Consider the following 17,371-nt stretch of genomic DNA (forward strand, 5'->3'; position numbering starts at 1 on the left):
TTTCCGAGCATGCCTTTTGTAGGAATTTCGCCGCGGCGGGGGACAAAGGTGAAAAAATTCAGCGGAACTTGGCTCGTGCCGACCGGCGTTCGGCAACTGCCGGCCAGGAATGCGTGTTGCGATCGGGAACGTGGTCTGAGCAGACAGGGCGTTCGCCGCCCTGGTTGCGCCCGAACTAGATCGCGCGATGCCCGGCGATGGCTTCGAGAAAAATCTCGCCGAACTCCCTGAGCTTGGCTTCGCCGACGCCGTTCACCTCGGCGAAGGCGTCGAGGTCGCGCGGGCGGCGGTCGGCCATGTCGATCAGCGTGCGGTCAGAGAAGACGACATAGGCCGGCACCTGGCGTTCTTTAGCCAGGCGCAGCCTCAGCGTCTTGAGCGTGGCGAGTAGCGCGGCATCCACGCCGTCCATGTCCGCTCCGCCACCCTCGGCGGAGCGCGCCTTGCCGCGCATGGAGCGGTGCCGCGTCTCGACGCGATACTCGAACGAGCCCTCGCCACGACCGAGCGCATGGCCGCTGTCGGCGATGGCGAGGCCGCCATGGCCGGCCGGATCGGGCATGAGAAACCCGCCGGCGACGAGCTGGCGGATCAGTGACAGCCACGCAGGCCGTTTGTGCGCCATGCCGGTGCCGAAGCTGGCAAGCCTTTGATGGCTCCTGGCCAGCACCTTCTCGGTCTCATGGCCGAGCAGGATGTCGATGACATGGGCGGCGCCGAAACGCTCGCCGCTCTGTGCGACGGCGGCGAGGATGAGACGCGCCTCGGCGCTGCCGTCGGCGCGCGGCACCTGCTCAAGGCAGTTGTCGCAATTGCCGCACGGCTCGGCCTGTTCGCCGAAATAGCCGAGCAGCACCTGGCGCCGGCACTGCGCCGTCTCGCAATAGCCGATCAGCGTGTCGAGCCGGCCATGCGAGCGCCGCTTGTGCTCGGGCGCGGCGTCCTCATCGTCGATGAACATGCGGCGCGTGCGGATGTCGCCGAGGCCGAACAGCATATGCGCCTCCGCCGCCCTGCCGTCGCGGCCGGCGCGGCCGATCTCCTGGTAATAGGCTTCGAGGCTGCCCGGCAGGTCGGTGTGGAAGACATAGGCGACGTCGGGCTTGTCGATGCCCATGCCGAAGGCGATGGTCGCCACCATCACCACGCCGGAGAGCGTCATGAAGGCGTTCTGATTCGCTTCGCGCGCCTCCTTGCTCATGCCGGCGTGATAGGCGAGCGCGGTGACGCCGTTCTTCTCGAGGAAGGCCGCCATCTCCTCCGTCTTCCGGCGCGACAGGCAGTAGACGATGCCGCTGCGGCCGGGATGCCGCTCGACGAAGCGCAGCAGCTGGCGCTTGCTGTCCTGCTTGGCCTCGATGGCAAGCTTGATGTTCGGCCGGTCGAAGCCCAGCACCAGGGTCTCGACGCGTCCGGCGAACAGCCGGGCTTCGATGTCGGCGCGCGTCCCTTCGTCCGCCGTCGCCGTCAGCGCGATGACGGGCACATCCGGGAAGATGCCGCCGAGCCGCGACAAGTCCTCGTATTCGCGGCGGAACGCCGGCCCCCACTGCGAAATGCAATGCGCCTCGTCGACGGCGATCAGGCGGACGTCGAGCCTGGCCAGCGCATCGAGCATGCGCTCGGTCATCAGCCGCTCCGGGGCGAGATAGAGCAGCCGCGTCTGGCCCGACGCGACGCGGCGCCAGGCGGCGACGTTGGCGTCGCGGTCGAGCGATGAATTGATCGTGTCGGCGGCGACCCCTGCCAGGCGCAGCGCCGCGACCTGGTCCTGCATCAGCGCCACCAGCGGCGAAACCACGATGGTGAGCCCGCCCAGCACCAGCGCCGGGACCTGGTAGCAGAGCGACTTGCCGGCGCCGGTCGGCATCACCGCCAGCACATGTTGCCCGGCAAGCAGCGCCTCCATCACCGCCGCCTGGCCGGGACGAAAATCGTCGAAACCGAAGACGTCCTTGAGGACGCGATGCTTGGCATCCCGTCCATCCGCCGGGACGCTCGCCGCCGATCTGTGCATCACCCAATGGTCCCCGGTTTGGTCGAGGCCGTGGTCTTAAAGGCAAGATCGCCCGGGCGCCACCCGCCGCGTATGCCGCCTGCGTTCTGGTCGGCTTCAAGCGGCGGACCGTGCGCCGCCGCAGGCGCCCGGTGCGACTCACACTCCACGTTCGCCCCTTCCGGCGTTCACATCTGCCGGCAGTTCGTAGCCGAATTCGCGGCAGAACATCTCGACGCGGGCGAGGAAGGCCGGCGGCAGACCCTGGAGATAGGTCCTGAGCGCCTCATTGCGTTCCCATTTCCGCAACGAGGTGGCGTGGACCGGATTGTCCGCATCGGCGCTGAAGCGGATCGCCGGCGCAATGCCGAACGCGCCGGCGATCCGCGCCTGTTCGGCATCCGGCTCGGCAATCAGGTCCTCATAGCGCAGATAGAGGATCTTTCGCGCCGGCTGGGCTTCGCGCAACCGGATCAAGCCGGCATACTCCGCCTCCCAGCGTTCGGTCGTGACATGGAAGGGGCGCAGATGCACCGTCTGTGGATGCGCGCTGGTTAGCACGTCGAAAGGATGGCGCACGCAATAGATGAGGCCGATGCCGGCGGGCAGTTGCCAGAGCAGCTCATGGCTCTCGGCGGTGCGCTTGACGACGAGATTGGCATGCGGGCGCTTCAGTTCGAGCAGCTTCGGGAACGGCGATTCGAATTCATGGACATAGGTATCGTCGAAGCAGCCCATCAGCCGGCGGGCGAGCGTGGTTCCGCTGCGCGCGCAGCCGGCAATGAATATCCGCCTGGGCGCCCTGGTGCGGATGCCGAGGCGTCGAAGCCGTTCCGACAGCGCAGAGGTCACCCGCCGAAGGGTTCCGGCAAGCCGTTCCGCCATCCGCTCCTGCGCCGTATGGATTTCGGCCAGCGCGATACCACTCTCGCCGGCGACGGCATAGAGCAGCCATGTCCGGCCGCCTTCCTCGAAGATCGCCGGATCGCGCAGGGCGTTTTCCCGGCCTTTTGCCGCTCCTGTGCGGCTGCGCCGGACGGGCTCGCCATTGCCTTCGAACCCACATGAAGGCCGCAGCAGCTCGGCCTTGCCGCGCACCTTCCAGCGTTGCCAGTCGCGGGCAAGATCGACGGTCCCGTAGAGGATCCGCTCCGGCGCATCGCCCCGGCGCGTGTAGTAGACCCTGAGCTGCTCGCCGCATGTCTGCACGGCGACATGCCTGGGGGAGAGACGGCGGCCCGAGGCAGACAACAGCACGGGGCCCGGCTCGAAGCCCGAAAGCCCGTCGCTGGAGCGCGACAGCCAGACCGCGCCGGTGCCGAAAAGCCCGTACCACCAGCCGCCGTGACGGAAGATCCGCGCGTAGGATGGCCCGAGCGGCTCAGGATGGGGCTCGAAATGGATGCCGTCGCGCGAGGTCGCGGCAAAACTCGTCTGCCTGCGGCCGCCGGCCTCGGTCGGTCCGTGAAAATACATGACCAGGCGGCGGCCTTGGGCGTCGACATGGACGTCCGGCGAAGCGATGTGTTCTCGCAGGAACGCGCACTGGTCGAGCGACAGCGACCCGCCGGGATGGACCCGCCACGGGCCCTGCGGCGAATCCGCATAGGCGAGCCGGATGTATGTGCCGGTGTGGTGGGCGAAATAGAGATAATAGGCGCCGAGCCGGCCCGGCAGCCAGTCGGGGACCCTGATCAGCGACGGGCCGTTGATGTTGGCGCCGTCGTCGCCCGGCAGCATGCCCGGCGTGACGATGGGTCCGTGCCGCCGCGCCGCCAGGACCAGGCGAGTCCCAAGCTGAAAAGCCTCTTTGCGGCCTTCGTTCAAGCTTTGCCTCTCCGCCCGCGTACATGGTCAGATACGTGCATTTCCAGATGCCTGCAAATGGCCTGGTTTATCCACAGGCTGGAGCACCTCGATCGAGCCCGCGTTAAACCTATCTTCACCATGTTGCGGCACCGTCCCAGTCCTGCGGTGATGTTTTGAGTACCGCGGCGCGACACGCGCCCAGGCAACATACCCGCGCCTCCCCGGAGGCGCGGGTTTTCTGTTCCTGGATGCGCGGCAGATCGCCTTTGACTCGCCAGGACGGCTTCAGTATCAGCGGCTGGACCAGAGCGCGCCTTGATCGAGGCTCATTTCCGCCCTGAGCCACGGGTTCCGCACCGGCATGGATTCGACCGCACCGCTGCTGATCTTCTACGCCCGCAACGACGCCCTCGGCGACGGATTGCTAAGGCTGCCGGCATTGCGCGCCGCAAGAACGGCCTTCCCGCATAGCCACATCGTCTATGGCACAATGGGCAACTCCTCGCTCACCGGTGTCTTGAGCAAGCACGCCGCTTCCCTCATCGACGATTTCAGGCCGGTGACGCCGCTTTCGGCTGTTCTCGCCGAGTTCAAGCCGCGCGGCGGACAAACGACGCTGGTCGATTTCCGCACCGGTGTGCCCGGCCTGCTGGTGACCGGATTGCAGCTCATCGGCCGGGGCGTTCGCTACGAGCCCAATTTTGCCGGCTATTTGCTGTCCTGGCGTCCGGGCGTCCGATGGACGCTGCGTCCCGAACACAATGCCTGGCGCTACCATCGGCTAGTGGAGCGGCTGGCCGGCAGGCATCTGCCATTCGACCACAGGCTGGACGTTCCGCAGGCTGCCCGCGCCCTGGCGCGTCAGTTACGCGGCGCGGACCAGCGTCCGCTGATCCTTCTTGGCGGCAACGCCAAGGGCAACAAGTTCATGAGTGACGCCCAGGTCGCCGCCGTCGCCGGCAACCTCATCGATGCCGGCTACCAGGTGCTGTATCTGGTCACCCCCGGCAGCGGACCGAGCCAGCAGGCCCTTGCCGCGAAGGAACCCCGCCTTCAACCGGTCGGCCCGGAGCTTGGGCTCGATGCCGAAGCGTTCAGCGACCTGCTGCTTGCGCTCGGCGAAATGGCGGCCGCCTATGTCGGCATGGAAGGCGGCCTGGGCCATCTGTTCGCCACGGTCATGACCCCGACGGTGATCATCAACAACGGCGCCAACATGGAGCGGTGGCGGCCGCTGTCGAACACCGTCGAGGTGGTCACCGCGCCAAGGCGCGGGAGATCGGCTAAAGTCTCCGATACGCCCGCCGAGGCGATTATCGAGGCCACCCATCGCTTGCTCGCCGCGAGCCGACGCGACCACGCCTTGCCCCGCTAGATCCCCGTCAAGAAATCAGCCGAGGAAATCGGCGCGGTGCGGCGTGAAGCTGTCGACCAGGCGCCCGGCCTCCAGCGCCCTGACGCCGTGCAGCAGATTGGACGGAACGATGAAGCTGCTGCCCGCTTCCAGGACTTCGGTGCGGCCGTCGACGGTCACCTCGAAGCGGCCTTCGGCGACGTAGCTCGCCTGCACATGCGGATGCGAATGCAGCGCGCCGACGCCACCCTTGTCGAAGCCGAACTCGACCATCATCAGCTCGTCGGTGTGGACGAGCACGCGCCGGCGGTTGCCGTCCTGCGTCGGCGTCCATGCTGCCTCGCCGGCATACGAGAATATCTTCGCTTCGGTCATCGTCATCTTCCTCACCGCGCCAGCCAGCCGCCGTCCACCGGGACCACGGCGCCGTGCATATAGTCCGACGCCGGCGCGAGCAGGAACGCGGCGGCGTCGCCGATGTCTTCCGGCCGCCCCCAGCGCCCGGCCGGGATGCGCGCCAGGATCGAGGCGCTGCGATCGGGATCGGCGCGCAGCGCCTCGGTGTTGTTGGTCTCGATATAGCCGGGTGCGATGGCATTGACGTGGATGCCCTTTTGCGCCCATTCGCAGGCGAGCAGCCGGGTGATGCCGAGCACGCCGTGCTTGGAGGCCGTGTAGGAGGCGACGCGGATGCCGCCCTGGAAACTCAGCACCGAAGCGATGTTGACGATCTTGCCGCGCCGTCCGGGTTCGGCAAGCACATTCCGGGCAAAACCTTGGCTCAGCATGAACACCGTCTTCAGATTGACGTCGATGACGTCGTCCCAGTCGGCCTCCGTCAGCTCGACCGCATCGGCCCGCCTTATGATACCGGCATTGTTGACCAGGCCGTCGAGCGATCCGCTGTCGTGCCAGACCCGGTCGAGCATCGCCTGCGCTGCCGTCGAGTCGGCAAGGTCGCAGCGCACCGCCTCGAAGTGTCCGCCGGCCGCCTCTATCCTTTCGGCGGTCTCATCCATCGCCGAGCGGCCGACGCCGACCACCGTGCCGCCGGCACGCGCGACCGACACCGCGATGCCCTGGCCGATGCCGGTATTGGCGCCGGTGACCAGGATGCGCTTGCCGGCGAGGCTGAAGGCGGAAAGATCGGGCAATGTCCTGCTCATGATATCCAACATTTGTCTGTCATCGATGACGCAGTGCCTCCGTGATCGCGTCCAAGCCGCGCAAAAGCCGGTTCGCCTGTGTATGGCCGTGCGGGCTGACGATGGGCAGCTTTTCCACGCCGGCGTAAGGCGCGCCGGCAACGCGCGCATCCGCCTCGGTGGGGAACAGCAGATCCGGATCGGTCAGCGCGATCATGGACATAGCGGCTCCCCAGGATGGACAATCGGTACGGTCGAGCAGGAACGATGTCAACGCGGCCGGCATCCACCCGCCTGCTTGCGGCATTGGGGAACAGATGATACCCCGCATCCGATCCATCGCACGGGGACATCCGCATGCCGCTCCGCCGAAACCTCTCAGCGTTTTTGGTGCCATGACCCACGACCGCCTCTCCGATGGGACGCTGCGGTCCTTGCCAAATCAGGCTTCGGTTCCCGCCTACGATCGGGACGACATCGCGCCGGGCATTGTCCATCTCGGAGTCGGCGCCTTCCACCGTGCCCACCAGGCCGCCTATGTCGACGACTGCCTGGCGGCGGGAGACCGTGACTGGGGCATTGTCGGCGTCTCGCTGCGCAGCGCCGACACGCGCGATGCGCTGGCGCCGCAGGACGGGCTCTACACGCTGGCGATCCGAGACAGCGGCGGCGAGAGCCTGCGTATCATCGGCTCGATCCAGTCGATGCTGGTGGCGCCCGAGGACCCAGGCGCGGTGCTGGCCGCGCTGATCGACCCGCGCACCCGCATCGTCACGCTGACCATCACCGAGAAGGCCTATCTGAGGGCCGCCGACGGCCGGCTCGACGAAACCCACCCCGACATCGTCCACGATCTGGCCAATCCGGGATCGCCGCGCACGGCGCATGGTTTCCTGACCGAAGCGCTGGCGCGCCGCCGCGCCGCCGGCACGCCGCCTTTCACCGTTCTTTGCTGCGACAACCTGCCGGCCAACGGCGCCACGCTGCACCGGTTGCTGGTCGAGTTCGCCGCGCTTCGCGATCAAGGACTCGCCCGACAGGGCGATGTCCAGCTCGCCCAACAGGGCGATGTCCAGCTCGCCCAACAGGGCGATGTCCAGCTCGCCGCAGGCGATGCCGGGCTCGCCCAACAGGGCGATGTCCAGCTCGCCGCAGGCGATGCCGGGCTCGCCCCACAGGGCGATGCCCCTCTTGCCAGCCATATCGCAAACGACGTGGCCTTCCCGTCGAGCATGGTCGACCGCATCGTGCCGGCCACCACGGACGCCGACCGGACACGCATCGCGGTCGAGCTCGGCGTCGAGGATGCCTGGCCGGTGATGACCGAGCCGTTCTGCCAATGGGTGGTCGAGGACGATTTTCCAGCCGGCAGGCCGGCCTGGGAAAGATTCGGCGTCACCATGGTCGCCGATGTCGGTCCCTTCGAGGACATGAAGCTGAGACTGCTCAACGGTTCGCATTCGGGCATCGCCTATCTCGGCCTGCTCAGCGGCCATGCGACCGTCGACCGCGCCTTCGCCGATCCGGCGATCCGGCAGTTCGTCGATCGCCTGTGGGCCGAGGCCATTTCGACGCTGCCCGAGGACGCCGGGCTCGACACCAGCGCCTATACGGCGGAACTCGCCCAACGCTTTTCGAACACCGCGCTTGCCCACCGCACCGCGCAGATCGCCAATGACGGCAGCCAGAAACTGCCGCAGCGCATCGTGGCGTCAGTCTTGGAGTGCCTGGAAGCCGGCACCGAAATGGTCCATCTCACGCTGGTGGTGGCCGCCTGGATCGCCGCCTGCGCGGCGCGCGGCAAGGCCTTGCCGGAAGCCCATTTCACGGATCCGCTCGACGCGCCGCTGACGGAACTTTTGAGCCGGCAGCTGCCGGCGAACGAAACCGTGACGGCCGTGTTCGATCTCGCAGGCTTCGCCAGGGACCACCCCGAACGCCAGACCTTGATTGAACTCGTGGCTGTCCATCTCGTCCACTTGCGCCGCGACGGCCCCACCCTGGCCTTCGCCGCGCTTGGCATAGACAGCATTGAGGCTGACTAAGCCGAGATTCCTTTAGTGAGGCGCTCGCGCCTGTTTACCTGCGGACATGCTTACCACTTGGCGCGATGAATAGTCGTTGCCATTGGACGGCCAGGCAAACAAAAAAGCGGGGCATGCCCCCGCTTTCTCAATCGTCTGTGAGAACTGAACCTCAGGCCGGCAGGATGGCGCCTTCCAGCGTGGTGAGCTGGCTAAGGAATTGTTCCGCCTTGCTGCGCGCCTGGTCGTCCTTGGCGTCGGCGGCGTCTTCCTTGGCTTCCTGGATGCGGCGGGCGAGGTCGGCACGGTCGATGTCGCCGACCGCCACCGCCGATTCGGCAAGCAGCGTGCAACCCGAAGGCACGATATCGGCGAAGCCGCCGAACACCACGTAGCGCTCTTCCTTGCCGCCGACGGTCTTCACCGTGACGACGCCCGGCTTGATCGTGGTCATGACCGGCGCGTGCAAGGCCATCACGGTCATCTCGCCTTCGGCGCCCGGAATGACGACGGACTCGACCTCTTCGGAAACCAGCAGGCGCTCCGGCGAGACCAGTTCGAACTTGAAAGCTTCAGCCATGTCAATCTAGTGAGTAGGGAATAGTGAGTAGGGAGTAGGGAGAGGACAATTGTCCGATCACCCAGCTGCTATTCACTACTGACTACTGACTACTCCCTATTGCCTTGATTACGCCGCTTCAGCCGCCAGGCGCTGAGCCTTCTCGACCGCTTCCTCGATGCCGCCGACCATGTAGAACGCGGCTTCCGGCAGGTGGTCGTAGTCGCCGGCGCAGAGGCCCTTGAAACCCTTGATGGTGTCGGCGAGGTCGACCAGCTTGCCCGGCGAGCCCGTGAACACTTCGGCGACGAAGAACGGCTGCGACAGGAAGCGCTCGATCTTGCGGGCGCGGGCGACGGTCTGCTTGTCCTCTTCCGACAGCTCGTCCATGCCCAGGATGGCGATGATGTCCTGCAGCGACTTGTAGCGCTGGAGGATCGACTGCACCTGGCGCGCGACCTGGTAGTGCTCCTCGCCGACGACCATCGGGTCGAGCATGCGCGAGGTAGAGTCGAGCGGATCGACGGCCGGGTAGATGCCCTTTTCCGAGATCGCGCGGTTGAGCACGGTGGTAGCGTCAAGGTGAGCGAACGAGGTCGCCGGCGCCGGGTCGGTCAAGTCGTCGGCCGGCACGTAGATCGCCTGCACCGAGGTGATCGAGCCCTTGGTTGTCGTCGTGATGCGCTCCTGCAGCGCGCCCATGTCGGTGGCCAGCGTCGGCTGATAGCCCACGGCCGAGGGAATGCGCCCGAGCAGCGCCGACACTTCCGAGCCCGCCTGGGTGAAGCGGAAGATGTTGTCGACGAAGAACAGCACGTCCTGGCCCTGGTCGCGGAAGTACTCGGCGACGGTGAGGCCGGTCAGGCCGACGCGGGCGCGGGCGCCCGGCGGCTCGTTCATCTGGCCGTAGACGAGAGCGGCCTTGGAGCCGGCGCCGCCGCCCTTCTTGTTGACGCCCGATTCGATGAACTCGTGATAGAGGTCGTTGCCTTCGCGGGTGCGCTCGCCGACGCCGGCGAACACCGAGAAGCCGCCATGCGCCTTGGCGACGTTGTTGATCAGTTCCTGGATCAGCACCGTCTTGCCGACGCCGGCGCCGCCGAACAGGCCGATCTTGCCGCCGCGGGCGTAAGGAGCGAGCAGGTCGAGCACCTTGATGCCGGTGACCAGGATCTGCGCTTCCGTCGACTGGTCGACATAGGCCGGAGCCGGCTGGTGGATGGCGCGCTGTTCGACGCCGTCGACCGTGCCTTCCTCGTCGACCGGCTCGCCGATGACGTTGATGATGCGGCCGAGCAGGCCGGGACCGACCGGCACCGAGATCGGCGCGCCGGTGTCATAGACCTCCTGGCCGCGGACCAGGCCTTCGGTGGAGTCCATGGCGATGCAGCGCACGGTGTTCTCGCCCAGATGCTGGGCCACTTCGAGCACGAGGCGGTTGCCGACATTGGAGGTTTCCAGCGCGTTCAGGATCGCCGGCAGGTGGTCGCCGAATTGCACGTCGACGACGGCGCCGATGACCTGGCGGACCTTGCCGACGGCGCCGGTCTTCTTGACGGCGACGCTCGCCGCCTTGGCCGGTGCTGCCTTGGCCGGTGCCGCCGCCTTCTTGGCCGGAGCGGCCTTCGCGGCTGCTGCCGGAGCCTTGGCCGGTGCCGCCTTGGCGGCGGTCTTCGGAGTCGCTGCTTTCGCCATCGTCTTTGCCCTTTTTCGTCTTTCTGTTTCTCGCGCTGTCCGCATGGAGGTCAGCGACCTCCACATGGGCCCGCGACTAGAGCGCCTCGGCGCCCGAAATGATTTCGATCAATTCCTTGGTGATCTGCGCCTGCCGCTGGCGGTTGTAGGTGATCGACAGCTTGTTGATCATGTCGCCGGCGTTGCGCGTCGCATTGTCCATGGCGCTCATCTTGGCGCCCATCTCGCCGGCTGCGTTCTCGAGCAGCGCGCGGAAGATCTGGACCGAGATGTTGCGCGGGATGAGGTCGGAGAGGATCTCGCCCGGCTCCGGCTCGTATTCGTAGACGGCGTTGCCGCCATTGGTCGCCTCGGCAGCAGCCGGAGCGGCAGTCGCCGCCGGGATGATCTGCTGCGCCGTCGGGATCTGGCTGATCACCGACTTGAACTGCGAATAGAACAGCGTGCAGACGTCGAAACCGCCCTCGTTGAAGAGGTGGATGACTTTCTTCGCGATTGCATCGGCATTGGCGAAGCCGAGCGTCCGCACTTCACGCAGGTCGACGCGCTCAAGGATCAGCGATGCGTAGTCGCGGCGCAGGATGTCATAGCCCTTCTTGCCGACGCAGATGATCTTGACCTGCTTGCCGTCGGCCAGGAGCTTGCGGATGTGGTCGCGGGCAAGACGGGCGATCTGCGAATTGAAGCCGCCGCAGAGGCCGCGCTCGGCGGTGCAGACGACGAGCAGTTGCACGTCGTCCCTGCCGGTGCCGGTCATCAGCGCCGGAGCATCGCCGCCGCCGCCGATCGCCTGGGTGATGTTGGCCAGCACCGCGCCCATCCGCTCGGAATAGGGACGCGCCGCTTCCGCCGCTTCCTGCGCGCGGCGCAGCTTCGCCGCGGCGACCATCTGCATCGCCTTGGTGATCTTCTGCGTCGCCTTGACCGAGGCGATACGGTTACGAAGGTCTTTTAATGAAGGCATGCTTCAAACCTGATCCCGTGCGTCCGGCTTCTTCTTAGGCGAAGGTCTTGGCGAAGGCGTCGATCTCGGCCTTGAGCTTGGCGCGCAGATCGTCCGACAACGCCTTCTCCTTGCGAATGCCGTCGAGCACGTCCTTGCCGGCCGAGCGCATGTGGCTGAGCAGCCCATGCTCGAACTTGCCGACCTGGTTGATCGCCAGCTTGTCGAGGTAACCGTTGACGCCGGCGAAGATCACCGCAACCTGCTCCTCGACCTTGAGCGGCGAGAACTGCGGCTGCTTCAACAGCTCGGTCAGGCGCGAGCCGCGGTTGAGCAGGCGCTGCGTGGCGGCGTCGAGGTCGGAGCCGAACTGAGCGAAGGCAGCCATTTCGCGATACTGCGCGAGCTCGCCCTTGATCGAGCCGGCAACCTGCTTCATCGCCTTGATCTGCGCCGACGAACCGACGCGCGACACCGACAGGCCGACATTGACCGCCGGGCGGATGCCCTGGAAGAACAGGTTGGTTTCGAGGAAGATCTGGCCGTCGGTGATCGAGATCACGTTGGTCGGGATGTAGGCCGACACGTCGTTGGCCTGCGTCTCGATGATCGGCAGCGCGGTCAGCGAACCGCCGCCCAGATCGTCGTTGAGCTTTGCGGCGCGCTCGAGCAGGCGCGAGTGCAGATAGAAGACGTCGCCCGGATAGGCTTCGCGGCCCGGCGGGCGGCGCAGCAGGAGTGACATCTGGCGATAGGCGACGGCCTGCTTCGACAGATCGTCATAGCTGATCAGCGCGTGCATTCCGTTGTCGCGGAAATATTCGCCCATGGTGGCGCCGGTGAACGGCGCCAGGAACTGCATCGGCGCCGGGTCGGAAGCGGTGGCGGCGACGACGATCGAATATTCAAGCGCGCCGCGCTCCTCGAGAACCTTCACGAACTGCGCGACGGTCGAGCGCTTCTGGCCGACGGCGACGTAGACGCAGTAGAGCTTTTCCTTTTCCGGGCCGTTTTCGTGCACCGACTTCTGGTTCAGCATCGTGTCGAGAATGATCGCGGTCTTGCCGGTCTGACGATCGCCGATGACCAGCTCGCGCTGGCCGCGGCCGACCGGGATCAGCGCATCGATGGCCTTGAGGCCGGTCGACATCGGCTCGTTCACCGACTTGCGCGGAATGATGCCGGGCGCCTTGACGTCGACGCGCTTGCGTTCGGTCGCCTTGATCGGGCCCTTGCCGTCGATCGGGTTGCCGAGCGCATCGACGACGCGGCCGAGCAGGCCCATGCCGACAGGCGCGTCGACAATGGCGCCGGTCCGCTTGACGGTGTCGCCTTCCTTGATGTCGCGGTCGTTGCCGAAGATGACGACGCCGACATTGTCGGCTTCGAGGTTCAGCGCCATGCCGCGGATGCCGCCGGGGAATTCGACCATTTCACCGGCCTGGACATTGTCGAGGCCGTAGACGCGGGCGATGCCGTCACCGACGGACAGCACCTGGCCGACTTCGGAGACCTCGGCCTCCTTGCCGAAATTCTTGATCTGGTCTTTCAGAATTGCGGAAATTTCCGCGGCGCGGATGTCCATCAGCCGACCTCTTTCAGTGCAAGCTTGAGCGAATTGAGTTTGGTTTTGAGCGACGTATCGATCTGGCGCGAGCCCATCTTGACCACCAGCCCGCCGAGCAGCGACGGGTCGACGGTGACCGTGATGGCCACGTCCTTGCCGGCAACGCCCTTCAGCGCCGCCTTCAGTTCGGTCTCCTGCGCCGCCGTCAGCGCATGCGCCGAGGTGACCTCGGCCGAAGCCTCGCCACGATGATCGGCGGCGATGCGGCGGAAAGCCTTGATCATGCCGGGCACTGCGAACAGGCGGCGGTTCTTGGCGACGACGCGCAGGAAATTGCCGGCGAGCCCGCCGAGCTTTGCCTTGGCGACGATCGAGGCGATCGCCTTGGCCTGATCCTCGCTGGAGAACACCGGGCTGTTGATCAGCCGGGAAAGATCGGCGCTGCCTTCAAGCAGCGCCTCGAAACTGGTGAGGTCAGCCTCGACCTGGGCGACCGAATTTGCCTGCAGCGCGAGTTCGAACAGCGAACCCGCATAGCGTTCTGCGACAGCTGAGATTGGCGATGACGATTGAGCCACGGACCGTCTTTTCTCTTGTCTGACAGGCCGCAGATTGTTGGCGCGAGCGAGAACTCTGGCTAAATCTTTGACCTTACTGCATTTTTCCAAGCACGGAGGCGCGGCTTCCGCTATCCCCGGCCGAAAGTCGATTGCCGTCTAGCACAGGCCTTTTAAGACCGCAATGCGTCGTCCGGCATGGTTTTCAGGCACTTTTGTCGCATCCGGCGGTAGAGACCAACCGCAAGCGCCGGATTAGTCAAGGATTCAGGGCAAAAAGCCGAAAGCAAAGGCCAGCGGCAATGCCGCCAGCACCAGCTCAACGACGATCGAAGCCCAGTTGAAAGGGGTGTTGGCGCCGTCCGACATCATCGACAGCAAACGGCCGAAAGCGGTGAACAGCCAGGAGAAGCCGAGCGCCATGTAAAGCAGCGGCTGAGCGAGCAGGATGCAGCACAGGCTGACGCCGAGATAGAAGCCCGACATGCGGCCGCGCCCCTCGGCGATCGCCGCCGCCTTCTCCGGTCTGGCCTGCAGCCTGAGGATCCGGAAAGCAAGGTTCGGCGCCAGGAACAACAGCAGGCCGATGAGCAAGGTCGCCACCGCGCTCGACCATGCCAGCCACTCGCCCTGGCTCATCGGCCACGGAAACGCAAATTCCATCTTGTCCCCTCGCAAAAGCCTGTTTGAAAACCGGGGCATTCTAGCGGAGGAAAAGCCGTGCGCCAGATGGCGCCGGAACTTTAGGAAAGGCGTATCAAGGCAGAGCGAATGCGACCGCCGCCTCGGCATGCAGGCGCGTGGTGTCGAACACCGGAATGTCGAAGTCCGCCTGGCCGATCAGCATGGTGATCTCGGTGCACCCCATGATGACGCCGTCGATATTCTCATCGCGCTGCAGCCGGCCGACTTCCTCGACATAGGCCGCATGCGAATCGGGTTTGACGATACCCTGGCAGAGTTCGTCATAGATCACCCGGTGCACCATGTCGCGGCCGGCCTGGTCGGGCACGATAGGCTGCAGGCCATATTTCTCGGCGAGCCGGCCCTTGTAGAAATCCTGCTCCATGGTGAAGCGGGTGGCGAGCAGCGCCGGCCGCCTGACGCCGGCATCCCTGACCGCGACCGCGGTGGCGTCGGCGATGTGGATCAGGGGGATCGACACCGCCGCCTGCACGTCGTCCGCCAGCCTGTGCATGGTGTTGGTGCAGACCACCAGGCCCTCGGCGCCGCCCGCCTCCAGCTTGCGCGCGGCCTCGACGAGCAGCACGCCCGCGCCCTGCCAGTCGCCGGCATGCTGGCGCTCGGCGATCTCGGCGAAGTCGAACGACCATAAGAGCAGCTTCGCCGAATGCAGCCCACCGAGCCGCTCGCGCACGATCTCGTTGAGCAGGCGATAGTAGATGGCGGTCGATTCCCAACTCATGCCGCCGATGAGGCCGAGGGTCTTCATCTGTTCATGCCTCCGATCGCGTGATCAATCTCACAAAAAGCTCTGCGGATCGATATCGACCTGCACCCGGACCGAGCCGCGCAATTTCGGCCCTTCGGCCAGCATGGCGCGGATGAAGCCCTGCATGTCGGCGCGCCGCTCGCCCTGGATCAGCAGGCGGAAGCGGTGGCGCCCGCCGAGCAGTGACAACGGCGCCTCGGCCGGGCCCAGCACGAACAGATCGGCCGCCTGCGGCGCGGCGCGGCGCAGGCCGCGCGCATGCGCCTCCGCTTCGGCCCGCGTCGCGGCGCTGACGATGACGCCGGCGAGCCGGCCGAAGGGCGGCAGCGCCGCCCGCTCGCGCTCGGCGACCTCGCGCTCGTAAAACGCCTCGGCATCGCCGGAGACGATGGCCCGCATCACCGGATGGTCCGGCTGGTAGGTCTGCAGCAGGCCGAGGCTCTTCTTGCCGGTGCGGCCGGCGCGACCCGTCACCTGGCTGAGCAGCTGGAAGGTTCGCTCGGCCGCGCGCGGATCACCATTGGCGAGGCCGAGATCGGCGTCGACCACGCCGACCAATGTCATGTTGGGAAAATTGTGGCCCTTGGCGACGAGCTGCGTGCCGATGACGATGTCGGCCTCGCCATTGGCGATGGCTTCCAACTCGAGCCTGAGCCGTCGCACGCCGCCCATCAGGTCGGACGAGAGCACGATGGTGCGGGCGTCGGGGAAATGCGCCACCACCTCCTCGGCAATGCGCTCGACGCCGGGACCGCAAGCGACCAGATGGTCGAGCGTGCCGCATTCCGGGCACGCCTCCGGCCGACGCTCATTGTGCCCGCAATGGTGGCAGACAAGCTGGCCGCGAAAGCGGTGCTCGACCAGCCAGGCCGAGCAGACCGGACAGCCAAAGCGGTGGCCGCAGACGCGGCACAACGTCAGCGGCGCGTAGCCGCGCCGGTTGAGGAATAAGAGCGACTGCTCCTTTTTCTCCAGCGTGCGCCGCATCTGGTCGAGAAGCAGCGGCGACAGGAAGCCGCCGCGCGCCGGCGGCGCCCGTCGCATGTCGATCGACTTCAGGTCGGGCAGCGCGGCCTCGGCAAAGCGCGACGAAAGCACCGCCCGATGATAGCGGCCCTGGCTGGCATTGACCCGGCTTTCGACCGACGGCGTCGCCGAGGCGAGCACGATCGGGAAGCCGCCTATGTGGCCGCGAACCACCGCCATGTCGCGGGCATTGTAGAAGACGCGATCCTCCTGCTTGTAGGCGGGGTCGTGCTCCTCGTCGACGACGACCAGGCCAAGCTCAGGGAAAGGCAGGAACAGCGCCGAGCGCGCGCCGGCGACGACGCGCACGCCGCCTTCCGCCACCTGCCGCCAGACTTTCTCGCGCATCCTCGGCGGCAGGTCCGAATGCCACTCGGCCGGCTTGGCGCCGAACCGGTCCTGGAAGCGTTCCAGGAAGGCATGGGTCAGCGCGATTTCCGGCAGCAGGATCAGCACCTGCCTGCCCTGGTCGAGCGCCGCCGCCACCGCCTCGAAATAGACCTCGGTCTTGCCGGATCCGGTGACGCCGTCGAGCAGGGTGACGCCGAAGGCGTTCGCCGCGACACCGGCGCGCAGCAGGGCCGCCGCGTCCTCCTGGTCGGGCATCAGCGCCGGCTGCGCGTAGGCCGGATCGGGTGCCGCCACCACCGGCCGCGGCGGGATCATCACCGTCTCGAACACGCCTTGCGCCCGCAAGCCGTCGATGACCGCCGACGACACGCCGGCCGCATGCGCCAGGCCCGAGCGCGTCCAGGCGAGGCCGCCCTCGGCCGTCGCCAGCACGCGCGCCCTCGCCTCGGTCATCCGGTCGGGTCTGGCCAGGGTGAGCTGCAGGCCTTCGATCCAGGGCTCCGGGTCGAAGGCCTCAGGCGCACGAAGCAGCATGCGCGCCACCATGCCCGGCGCCGCCAGCGTGTATTGCGCGATCCAGTCGACGAAGCGGCGCATCGCGCGGTCGATCGGCGGGCAATCGAACACCTGCTCGATTGGCCGCAATTTCCTCGCGTCGACCGTCTCGACGGTGCCGTCCCAGACGATGCCGGCGACCTGCCGGGGCCCCAGCGGCACGCGCACGATCGAACCCGGCACCACGCGCATGCCGGCCGGCACCGCATAGGTGTAGGGCCGCTCGGCCGGCATCGGCACCAGCACCGGCGCGGCCGCGACAAAGGGCGAATCTTCCATCATGAGGCGTGACCTTGCCCCGACTTTGGTCTAGAGCAAAGGCCGACCCCCAAGCTGC

At 66.5% G+C, this 17,371-nt stretch carries 15 protein-coding genes; 2 read left to right on the plus strand and 13 right to left on the minus strand.

The features are described from left to right. Positions 1-175: 175 nt before the first annotated feature. Both recQ and PU724_RS17220 read right to left on the minus strand, forming a co-directional pair. Complete coding sequence (gene recQ / locus PU724_RS17215) at positions 176-2,017, minus strand: DNA helicase RecQ (protein WP_354423330.1); 1,842 nt, start codon at positions 2,015-2,017, stop codon at positions 176-178. A gap of 138 nt (positions 2,018-2,155) precedes the next feature. Beyond that, a complete protein-coding gene (locus tag PU724_RS17220; protein ID WP_354423075.1) occupies positions 2,156-3,823 on the minus strand; it encodes a sulfotransferase in 1,668 nt (555 codons plus the stop codon). A 343-nt stretch (positions 3,824-4,166) separates the two neighbouring features. Here PU724_RS17220 and PU724_RS17225 point away from each other — a divergent pair, with 343 nt between their 5' ends. Next, on the plus strand, positions 4,167-5,180 hold the full coding sequence (locus PU724_RS17225; protein ID WP_354423076.1) for a glycosyltransferase family 9 protein: 1,014 nt from the start codon (positions 4,167-4,169) through the stop codon (positions 5,178-5,180). A 15-nt stretch (positions 5,181-5,195) separates the two neighbouring features. Here the strand turns inward: PU724_RS17225 and PU724_RS17230 are convergent, their stop codons facing one another. The 3 genes from PU724_RS17230 to PU724_RS17240 are packed head-to-tail and all read right to left on the minus strand — an operon-like array spanning position 5,196 to position 6,521. Beyond that, positions 5,196-5,534 carry a cupin domain-containing protein gene (locus PU724_RS17230; RefSeq protein ID WP_354423077.1) on the minus strand — a complete coding sequence of 113 codons (339 nt, stop codon included), beginning with the start codon at positions 5,532-5,534 and terminating at the stop codon, positions 5,196-5,198. Positions 5,535-5,545: 11 nt separating this feature from the next. Next, entirely contained in the window at positions 5,546-6,325 is a 780-nt protein-coding gene (gene kduD, locus PU724_RS17235) for a 2-dehydro-3-deoxy-D-gluconate 5-dehydrogenase KduD (protein WP_354423079.1), read from the minus strand. A 19-nt stretch (positions 6,326-6,344) separates the two neighbouring features. After that, the gene (locus PU724_RS17240; protein ID WP_354423345.1) at positions 6,345-6,521 is read right to left on the minus strand and encodes a hypothetical protein; all 177 of its coding nucleotides are present in this window, start codon (positions 6,519-6,521) and stop codon (positions 6,345-6,347) included. Positions 6,522-6,699: 178 nt separating this feature from the next. Between PU724_RS17240 and PU724_RS17245 the strand changes: the two genes are divergently transcribed. Next, a complete protein-coding gene (locus PU724_RS17245) occupies positions 6,700-8,349 on the plus strand; it encodes a mannitol dehydrogenase family protein (protein ID WP_354423081.1) in 1,650 nt (549 codons plus the stop codon). A gap of 151 nt (positions 8,350-8,500) precedes the next feature. Here the strand turns inward: PU724_RS17245 and PU724_RS17250 are convergent, their stop codons facing one another. From PU724_RS17250 to PU724_RS17285, 8 genes are all read right to left on the minus strand, one after another. Beyond that, positions 8,501-8,908, minus strand: coding sequence for a F0F1 ATP synthase subunit epsilon (locus PU724_RS17250; RefSeq protein WP_127283053.1), 408 nt, complete (start codon positions 8,906-8,908; stop codon positions 8,501-8,503). A 108-nt stretch (positions 8,909-9,016) separates the two neighbouring features. Further along, complete coding sequence (gene atpD, locus PU724_RS17255; RefSeq protein ID WP_127283052.1) at positions 9,017-10,582, minus strand: F0F1 ATP synthase subunit beta; 1,566 nt, start codon at positions 10,580-10,582, stop codon at positions 9,017-9,019. A gap of 76 nt (positions 10,583-10,658) precedes the next feature. Further along, a complete protein-coding gene (locus PU724_RS17260) occupies positions 10,659-11,546 on the minus strand; it encodes a F0F1 ATP synthase subunit gamma (RefSeq protein ID WP_126057606.1) in 888 nt (295 codons plus the stop codon). A 34-nt stretch (positions 11,547-11,580) separates the two neighbouring features. Further along, positions 11,581-13,110, minus strand: coding sequence for a F0F1 ATP synthase subunit alpha (atpA, locus tag PU724_RS17265; protein ID WP_126057605.1), 1,530 nt, complete (start codon positions 13,108-13,110; stop codon positions 11,581-11,583). Further along, positions 13,110-13,670, minus strand: coding sequence for a F0F1 ATP synthase subunit delta (locus PU724_RS17270; protein WP_354423084.1), 561 nt, complete (start codon positions 13,668-13,670; stop codon positions 13,110-13,112). Before PU724_RS17270 ends, atpA begins: the two co-directional genes overlap by 1 nt. 246 nt (positions 13,671-13,916) lie before the next feature. Further along, entirely contained in the window at positions 13,917-14,312 is a 396-nt protein-coding gene (locus PU724_RS17275) for an AGROH133_08824 family phage infection protein (protein WP_126057603.1), read from the minus strand. A gap of 94 nt (positions 14,313-14,406) precedes the next feature. Then, complete coding sequence (locus tag PU724_RS17280; protein ID WP_354423086.1) at positions 14,407-15,102, minus strand: aspartate/glutamate racemase family protein; 696 nt, start codon at positions 15,100-15,102, stop codon at positions 14,407-14,409. A gap of 30 nt (positions 15,103-15,132) precedes the next feature. Then, positions 15,133-17,316, minus strand: coding sequence for a primosomal protein N' (locus tag PU724_RS17285; RefSeq protein WP_354423088.1), 2,184 nt, complete (start codon positions 17,314-17,316; stop codon positions 15,133-15,135). Positions 17,317-17,371: the final 55 nt, after the last annotated feature.

The sequence above is a fragment of the Mesorhizobium abyssinicae genome (assembly GCF_049887195.1).
Classification (GTDB): Bacteria; Pseudomonadota; Alphaproteobacteria; order Rhizobiales; family Rhizobiaceae; genus Mesorhizobium; species Mesorhizobium abyssinicae.

Coding starts and splice junctions, on each gene's coding strand:
- recQ (WP_354423330.1), bottom strand. CDS start 2,017: ATGCACAGATCGGCGGCGAGCGTCCCGGCGGATGGACGGGATGCCAAG.
- PU724_RS17225 (WP_354423076.1), top strand. CDS start 4,167: ATGGATTCGACCGCACCGCTGCTGATCTTCTACGCCCGCAACGACGCC.
- PU724_RS17230 (WP_354423077.1), bottom strand. CDS start 5,534: ATGACCGAAGCGAAGATATTCTCGTATGCCGGCGAGGCAGCATGGACG.
- kduD (WP_354423079.1), bottom strand. CDS start 6,325: ATGAGCAGGACATTGCCCGATCTTTCCGCCTTCAGCCTCGCCGGCAAG.
- PU724_RS17240 (WP_354423345.1), bottom strand. CDS start 6,521: ATGATCGCGCTGACCGATCCGGATCTGCTGTTCCCCACCGAGGCGGAT.
- PU724_RS17245 (WP_354423081.1), top strand. CDS start 6,700: ATGACCCACGACCGCCTCTCCGATGGGACGCTGCGGTCCTTGCCAAAT.
- PU724_RS17250 (WP_127283053.1), bottom strand. CDS start 8,908: ATGGCTGAAGCTTTCAAGTTCGAACTGGTCTCGCCGGAGCGCCTGCTG.
- atpD (WP_127283052.1), bottom strand. CDS start 10,582: ATGGCGAAAGCAGCGACTCCGAAGACCGCCGCCAAGGCGGCACCGGCC.
- PU724_RS17260 (WP_126057606.1), bottom strand. CDS start 11,546: ATGCCTTCATTAAAAGACCTTCGTAACCGTATCGCCTCGGTCAAGGCG.
- atpA (WP_126057605.1), bottom strand. CDS start 13,110: ATGGACATCCGCGCCGCGGAAATTTCCGCAATTCTGAAAGACCAGATC.
- PU724_RS17275 (WP_126057603.1), bottom strand. CDS start 14,312: ATGGAATTTGCGTTTCCGTGGCCGATGAGCCAGGGCGAGTGGCTGGCA.
- PU724_RS17280 (WP_354423086.1), bottom strand. CDS start 15,102: ATGAAGACCCTCGGCCTCATCGGCGGCATGAGTTGGGAATCGACCGCC.
- PU724_RS17285 (WP_354423088.1), bottom strand. CDS start 17,316: ATGATGGAAGATTCGCCCTTTGTCGCGGCCGCGCCGGTGCTGGTGCCG.